The organism is Latilactobacillus fuchuensis (assembly GCF_900258455.1).
GTDB lineage: Bacteria > Bacillota > Bacilli > Lactobacillales > Lactobacillaceae > Latilactobacillus > Latilactobacillus fuchuensis.
Genome location: NZ_LT984417.1, coordinates 312,400 through 320,484, shown reverse-complemented (window position 1 = coordinate 320,484; position 8,085 = coordinate 312,400). Strand labels below are relative to the sequence as shown.

5 protein-coding genes and 3 tRNA genes are annotated in these 8,085 nt (G+C 44.5%); 1 reads left to right on the top strand and 7 read right to left on the bottom strand.

The features are described 5' to 3' along the window. Positions 1 to 351: 351 nt before the first annotated feature. Both LFUMFP_RS01480 and LFUMFP_RS01475 read right to left on the bottom strand, forming a co-directional pair. Positions 352 to 1,581, bottom strand: coding sequence for a peptidase U32 family protein (locus LFUMFP_RS01480; protein ID WP_106482928.1), 1,230 nt, complete (start codon positions 1,579 to 1,581; stop codon positions 352 to 354). 1 nt (position 1,582) lies between these two features. After that, entirely contained in the window at positions 1,583 to 2,506 is a 924-nt protein-coding gene (locus LFUMFP_RS01475) for a peptidase U32 family protein (protein WP_106482927.1), read from the bottom strand. Between the two features lie 183 nt (positions 2,507 to 2,689). Between LFUMFP_RS01475 and LFUMFP_RS01470 the strand changes: the two genes are divergently transcribed. Further along, the gene (locus LFUMFP_RS01470) at positions 2,690 to 4,618 is read left to right on the top strand and encodes a fructose-1,6-bisphosphatase (RefSeq protein WP_106482926.1); all 1,929 of its coding nucleotides are present in this window, start codon (positions 2,690 to 2,692) and stop codon (positions 4,616 to 4,618) included. A 50-nt stretch (positions 4,619 to 4,668) separates the two neighbouring features. Here LFUMFP_RS01470 and LFUMFP_RS01465 read toward each other — a convergent pair whose 3' ends face one another. From LFUMFP_RS01465 to LFUMFP_RS01445, 5 genes are all read right to left on the bottom strand, one after another. After that, complete coding sequence (locus tag LFUMFP_RS01465) at positions 4,669 to 7,149, bottom strand: ATP-dependent Clp protease ATP-binding subunit (protein ID WP_025082614.1); 2,481 nt, start codon at positions 7,147 to 7,149, stop codon at positions 4,669 to 4,671. A gap of 17 nt (positions 7,150 to 7,166) precedes the next feature. Continuing rightward, complete coding sequence (locus tag LFUMFP_RS01460; protein ID WP_025082613.1) at positions 7,167 to 7,637, bottom strand: CtsR family transcriptional regulator; 471 nt, start codon at positions 7,635 to 7,637, stop codon at positions 7,167 to 7,169. 142 nt (positions 7,638 to 7,779) lie between these two features. Continuing rightward, positions 7,780 to 7,853, bottom strand: a tRNA-Pro gene (locus LFUMFP_RS01455). Between the two features lie 36 nt (positions 7,854 to 7,889). After that, positions 7,890 to 7,961: transfer RNA gene (locus LFUMFP_RS01450), tRNA-Gly, on the bottom strand. Positions 7,962 to 7,987: 26 nt separating this feature from the next. Further along, positions 7,988 to 8,061, bottom strand: a tRNA-Pro gene (locus LFUMFP_RS01445). Positions 8,062 to 8,085 lie beyond the last annotated feature (24 nt).

Below are 8,085 nucleotides of genomic sequence, written 5' to 3'. Positions count from 1 at the left end.
TTTCCGCCTAACTACAGAATTGCCCATATGATTAAAGCTCAAATCATATGGGCAATTCTTAGGTTATGCTCAAGGTCAAACCGCTTGTGTGAGCACTTCGCCTTAAAACGTGCTTTTGATTGCAACAATTTCCGTCTAATCTAAAATTTCCAATTAAACTAGATTCTGGTTAATTGGAAATTTTTATTAGTACTCAATTGCTAAACGCAATCAAGGTAGCACTTCTTTGATAACGTGCTTGCACTCACAGCTTCCTGCGCTTAGCTACGTTTCGCAAATAAAGTCTATAACCCAGACTTTATTCACAAAACTAGGCTAATGCTCAGAAGCTACCCGTGAGTTCCAGCACTTCTATTTTTGTTTTCTCAAAAAATCTCCTGGTTGGACTGGGGTGGCGCAATGGAAGGTGATGATTTGCATCGCATGGGGTGCGCGGTCAATGGCTTGGCCTTCATCGTCCCACATATCGGCGACGACTTGTTGATGGTGGCGGAAGTTTGGACCGTAGAATTCAACTGTATCATCGACACCAAAGTTATTCCGTTGTTGGACGGTCACAATTTGTTGATCAGCATCATACGCTAACACTTCACCAATAAACGTATATTGTGGTCGTTTCCGGCGCTTACCAAACAATTCATCATCTTGATCTGGCACACCGTAATAGAAACCGGTCGACATTTCACGTTGGGCAATTTTCCAAAGTTCATCGACCCATTCTGGTTTGAGTTCATAATTATCGGGATCCGCACAATAACTATCCACGGCTTTGCGATAAACGTTAGCGACCGTCGAAACGTAATGGACCGTCTTCATGCGCCCTTCAATTTTCAAACTATTGACACCCGCTTCGACCAAATCAGGAATGTGTTCGATCATACACATATCAACCGCGCTCATCGAAAAAGCTTCATCGGCTTTAATTTCAGAATCTTGATCGCCTAAAGTTGGCATTTCAAATAAATCGTATTTCCACCGACAATTTTGCGCACAACCACCACGATTAGCATCCCGTTGTGACATATGATTCGATAACGTACAGCGGCCTGAATAGCCGATACACATCGCACCGTGGATGAACGCTTCAATTTCAACATCCGTATGTTTTTGCATTTCGTTGATTTCAGCAATCCCAACTTCGCGACCTAAAACGATGCGTTCCAAACCTTCTTTTTGCCAAAAGTTGAGGGTTTCATAATTAGCGGCCGAGGCTTGCGTCGATAAATGGACAGCAAGGCCTGGTGCTTCAGTAATTGCGATTTCGATTAACGCTGGATCAGAAACAATCGCGGCATCAATCCCAATATCGCGTAAGGTTCTGAAGAATTCGCCAGCGCCATCCGTATTGCCTTCATGCGCGACAATATTGGCCGTCACATAGACCTTAGCATCGTGTTCGTGGGCGTACGCCACACCAACGGCCATATCATCGTATGAGAAATTGGCCGCACGGGTCCGTAACCCGTAAGCTTCGCCGCCGATATAAACGGCATCGGCACCGTAATCAATGGCGACTTTTAATTTTTCAGGTGTCCCAGCTGGTACGAGGACTTCTGGTTTATTCGTAATCACTCTGCTCATTTTATTGTACCTCACTAGGATCAATGTCGAAGAAGCCGGTATCGACTTCGCGGTTCTTAGGTAAAAGGGCGTGGAGTTGCGCGTCTAAATCAGCCGCTAACGCCGATGTCCATTGTTGGTTTTCAAACGCGTTTTTTGCTTGGATAAATAAACCGGTAATCGTCACGTAATCATCGCCTGGGCAGAAAATACCATCTAACTTCCAGCGGTTCAAACCGAGTTCGACTAGTTTATCTAAACGCGGCATTAAATCAATATCGTTGCTCGCAAAAACGTGCGTGCCATTGCGATCTTCATAAATTGAATAATGGGTTTCGGGCTTGCGGGGTGCCGAAATGAATAGCCCCCGTTTATGATCTGATTTTTCTTGGTGTGCTTTCACAAAGTCGAAATAGTTATCGACTAATGGCCGACCTGATTGATGAATCGCAGTTGCCCCGAAAACTAACATTTCGCCTGGGACTTGTAATGCGGGCGCCAACGTTTTCAATTCTTCATAGGGCACTTCTTGCGCGATTACCGCGCCTTGCGCTTGGTGTTTCGCCCAGAAATTAATTTGGCGGGCACTCGTCACCGTGACCGAAGCATCGTATAAATAAGCTAATGGTACTTGGTTTTCAAGCAATAGATTAATCGCACCAGCATCGCCAACCGTGATTTGATCAACTTTCAGACTAGCTAAGAATTGCAAATAGTCCAAGACGTGAACTATTCGGTCGTTATGGAAAATGGCATTGACCGCCACCGTCACTTTTTTGCCAGCCGCATGCGCAAGGGCCACCACTTCGGTCAATTCCGCTCGTTCAAAACTATGCGGTAACCGCAAACCAAAGTAATCTTCCCCTAAATATAAATTATCGACTCCAAGAGCCAACAGCGCTTTTGCCTGCGCAACTGATTCTGGCGTTGCCACAATTTCAATCATAACTGCCTCCGTTTTTAACTTTTTCAATACTAACTAGAATAGCACATTTCAGGCCATTGCGGGAGTCCCCTTATTCCGACACCCTAAATTGGTATAGACTAACGAATATTAATCAATTCTTAATTTAACATTCATTCCAATAATTGGTATAATCAAATCATTGATTTAGAAAGGAGCCTATTTATGATTAATCAAAAAATGAAAACGTTATCCGATCAATATCCAACCACCATGGCCATTACCTCCGAGATTATTAACCTCAAAGCCATTTTAAATTTGCCCAAACCGACCGAAGCGTTCATGAGCGATCTTCATGGTGAATACGACGCCTTTCAACATCTAATCCGAACGGGTGCCGGTAATCTGCGTCAAAAAATTGCGGCTGTTTTTTCCGGTGAGATGACCGAAGAAACCATTAAAGCCTTCGCGTTTCTCGTTTACTATCCGACCCAACGTCTCGACTGTAAGCACCAGCAATTAACGGCTGCCGAAATGGACCAGTGGTATTTGACGACTTTTAAACGGTTAATCGAATTATTGAAATTCGTTTCGACTAAATATACCCGTTCAAAAGTCCGTAAAGCCATGGCGCCCGACTTCGTCTACATCACTGAAGAATTGATGTACGATGACGTGGCCAACAGTGATAAACGCCAATACTTCCAAGAAATTACGCAAACTATTATTCAATTAGGCCAAGCCGACGCTCTGATTATCGCCACTTGCCATACGATTCAACGGTTAGTCGTCGATCATTGGCACATCATCGGTGATATTTACGATCGGGGGCCGCACCCTGATTTAATCGTCGAACAACTGACCCGCTTACCCGCCGTCGATATTCAATGGGGCAACCACGATATTCTCTGGTTCGGCGCCGCCAGTGGTTCCCAACTCTGCTTATTAAACCTCTTACGGATTTGTGCCCGTTATAATAACCTAGCGATCATTGAAGCGTCGTACGGCATCGATTTAACCGAGTTAGTGCAATTTGCGCAAGCTCATTACCAAGCTAATCCGGCCTTCTTACCCGTCGATGATCCCAATCAACCCGCTTTATCGCCAAGCGAACAACTCAAGATTAGCCAGGTTCAACAAGCGTTGGCGATTATGCAATTTAAATTGGAACAAACCGTGATTGCGCGGCATCCCGAGTTTGAAATGGGCCACCGCCAATTATTATCCAAAATCGATTTTGAGCGCCAAACACTGCACATCAACGGCCAAACTTATCCATTGACCAATACCTGCTTTCAAATGATTAATCCCCAAGAGCCTGCCGCATTAACGCCCGAAGAAGCCCAGATTATTCAGGACTTACTGACGGCCTTTACCCATTGTCAAAAATTACGGCGCCATCTGACCTTTTTAATCGATCACGGCAGTATGTACCAAATCTATAATCAAAACTTGCTGTTCCACGGTTGTATTCCGGTCGATGCTAATGGTGACTTCTTAACCTTGACGATTGCTGGTCAACCCTATGCGGGCAAAGATTTGTTAGACTTCTTCGATCATCAAATCCGAACGAGCTTCAATCACCCCGCCCAACAGGATAACTTATCCACCGATTTATTGTGGTATCTGTGGACAGGTCCGCTCTCACCACTCTTTGGCAAGACCGCAATGACCACTTTTGAACGTTATTTCAGTACTAATCCACAATTACACGTCGAAACTAAGAATCCGTACTATCAATTGCGCCATCAAACCGATTTTATCCAGAAGTTATTAACAGAATTCGACTTATCCCCAACGACGGGCCACATTCTCAACGGCCACACACCGGTTAAAAAAGGGCATGATCCGATCATGGCTAACCGTCAAATGATCGTCATCGATGGTGGTTTTTCGAAAGCTTATCACCACACGACCGGCATTGGAGGTTTTACCCTACTCTACAATTCATATGGCATGCAGCTGATCACGCACCAACCATTCACGACTAAGGCCGACGCGATCGCTAATATGACCGACATCATCTCGACCAAACGGGTAATTGATCAAGTCAGCCAACGCCAACGCGTCAGTCAAACCAATATCGGTACGCACATCAAAACCGAAATTACGCAACTTGAGAGCTTATTGGCCCTTCATCAGAATAAAAACTAAAAAAGCTTAGATTCGGACGATTTTACACGCCTGAATCTAAGCTTTTTCGTTTAACTTTTAATTGGGGTTTCTTCAGTTTGTTGATTTTTACTAGTAATTGTAATCTGACCCTTTGTTGCGCCAATTGTGACCGGTGATTCAGTCGTAATTTGACCTGACAAGAGGGCTTCACTCAACTGATCTTCAACCTTGGTTTGTAGCGCCCGCCGAATTGGTCGTGCACCGTATTCCGGATCAAAGCCCGCCTTAGCGACAACATCCATCGCCGCAGCCGTCATCTTAATCGTCACGCCTTGGGCTTCTAATCGTTTCAAGACACTCTTCGCCATAATTTTAACGATTTCGCGCAATTCAGGTTTTGTTAAGGAATGGAAAACGACCGTTTCGTCGATTCGGTTTAAGAATTCTGGTCGGAACGTTTTCTTGAGTTCTTCCAAAATCCGACTTTGCATCGCTTTGTAATCCGCCGTCACATCTTTAACGCCGAAACCAACGGATTTATCATCGCGTAAAGCTGTCGCCCCTAAGTTGGACGTCATAATCATAATCGTATTCCGGAAATCAACTTTCCGGCCTTTTGAATCCGTTAAATAACCATCATCTAAGACTTGCAATAAAATATTGAAGACATCCGGATGGGCTTTTTCAACTTCATCGAATAAGACCACTGAATAAGGTTTATTGCGCACTTTTTCAGTTAATTGGCCACCTTCTTCAAAACCGACGTAACCAGGGGCAGCCCCAACCAAACGACTCGTACTGTAGCGTTCCATGTATTCCGACATATCGACTCGGATTAAATTATCTTCGGAACCAAACATCGCTTCGGCTAACGCCTTCGCTAATTCAGTCTTCCCGACCCCGGTAGGCCCTAAGAACATAAATGAACCAATTGGTCGTTTCGGATCCTTCAAACCACTACGCGCACGACGAATCGCCCGTGATACGGCTGAAATTGCTTCTTCTTGACCCACAACCCGTTCGTGCAAGACTTTTTCAAGCTGCATTAAACGTTCACTTTCTTTGCGTTGTAACTGAGTCACAGGCACGCCTGTCCACTGAGCAACGACTTCTGCGATACTTTCGCCAGTCACTTTAATATCAGCCCGCACACCATTTTCTTGGGCTTCAGCTTGTAACTTCACGATCTTAGCCTTAGTCGCAACTTCTTTTTCGTGTAGCGCCGCTGCTTTTTCAAAATCTTGCAGTCCAACGGCCGTTTCTTTCTCTTGCGCTAACGTTTGGAGTTTTAATTCTAACTTATCCAATGGCGTCTTCTGATTGACCGCGGCTAAACGAACCCGAGCTGACGCTTCATCCATCAAATCAATGGCTTTATCGGGTAAGAAACGATTCGTGATATAACGGTTCGCTAACACGACTGCTTCATGTAAAGCGTCGTCGGTAATCGTGATACCGTGATACGCTTCATAACGGGGCCGTAAGCCAGCCAAAATCTGTTCAGAATCTTCCGGCGTTGGTTCATTGACCGTAACCGTAGCAAATCGGCGTTCTAAAGCCGCATCTTTTTCAATATATTTTTGATATTCATCGAGCGTCGTCGCCCCGATTAATTGTAATTCACCACGGGCCAAAGCAGGTTTCAAAATGTTAGAGGCATCAATCGCGCCTTCTGCACCACCGGCCCCGATCAGCGTGTGTAATTCATCAATAAAGAGAATCACTTGACCATCCGCATAAATTTCATCAATAATCTTTTTCAAACGATCTTCAAATTCGCCACGGTATTTAGTCCCCGCGACTAATGAACCCATATCAAGCATCATTAACCGTTTGTGTAGCATATCACTCGGCACATCGCCATCAATAATCCGTTGGGCGAAACCTTCCGCAATCGCCGTTTTACCGACCCCTGGTTCACCAACTAATACAGGATTATTTTTCGAACGGCGCGCCAGAATTTGAACGAGTCGTTGCACTTCTGCAGTCCGACCAACGACGGGATCAATCTGATTATCACGCGCCAATTGGGTTAAGTCGCGCGCTAATTGATTAAGCGTCGGCGTACCTTCTTGGACATTATTTTTTGGTTTCGTCTTCGCCCGTTTTTTAGCGGTTGTGCTATCAACACCCATTTTTTGTAATAATAACTGCCGTGTTTTAGCCAAACTCAACCCTAAATTTAATAGAATCCGAGCGGCAATAATATCATCGTCCCGTAACAAAGCCAATAATAGATGGGCCGTCCCGATCTTCATCGCGTTGACTTGTTGGGCTTCACCCCGCGCGACATCTAAAACTTGCTTCGCTTTTGGTGAGTACGGCAAATAACCACTCGCACCCGGTGCAACAACCGCATTACCGTAACCGGTCAAGCGTTCAATTTCTTCTAAGACGTCAGTCGGCGTCACGCCTAATTCACGGAGCGTTGCGCCGGCGATGCCTTCACTTTCCAATACCAATGCAATCAATAAATGTTCAGTCCCTAAGGCATGGTGATTGAACTTTTGTGCTTGTTCTTGGGCCAACATTAAAACATTCTTGGCACTAGGTGTAAATAGATTATTCATAGATAACCCCTCACTTTTTACTTAATTTCGTATCGTAGTCGTTCTAATACAGCAACTAATATTTGCGCTCGTAATTGCTCTTCCAATTGTTTATCATTCAAGGCTAACGTTTGTGGACTCATCGCCGCCAGAATCAGGTTGCCCTCTTTTTGTGAGAGAATTTCCTCATCATATAGCTTTTGAATAATTGCCAAGGTATCGTTCTGCGAAATCCGCGAATCGATATTATTAATCAAGGCTTCCAAAAAATCGCGATCGTCTAAAAATTGCACCTTAACAATCCGAATGTAACCACCGCCACCCCGTTTACTGTTGACAACGTAACCCCGTTGTTCTGTAAAACGGGTATTGATGACGTAATTAATCTGTGAAGGCACACAGTTGAATAATTTTGCAATTTCCGAGCGCCGAATTTCAATCTGTTCATTATCAGCCAATATTTTTTTCAAATAGGCCTCAATGATATCTGAGATGTTCTGACTTTGCAAATATATCAATCCCTTTTATTCATTCGTAAGTTTAACTTTGACTAACGTTGACTATTATTATAACGATTATTCCCTTAAAAAGAAAGTTTACTGACTTTTCAGTAGACAACAAAAAAGGCTTGCAACAGCAAGCCTTTTTGAGTCGGGAAAACAAGATTTGAACTTGCGACCCCTACGTCCCGAACGTAGTGCTCTACCAAGCTGAGCTACTTCCCGGAAACTTATTTAATGATGTGTTACGGGTACAAAAAAAGCGGAAGACGAGATTCGAACTCGCGACCCCCACCATGGCAAGGTGATGTTCTACCACTGAACTACTTCCGCATTTCTTAACTATTTCTTGTATCCAGTCGGGAAAACAGGATTCGAACCTGCGACCCCCTGGTCCCAAACCAGGTGCTCTACCAAGCTGAGCTATTTCCCGTTATATGCACCCAGTAGGAGTCGA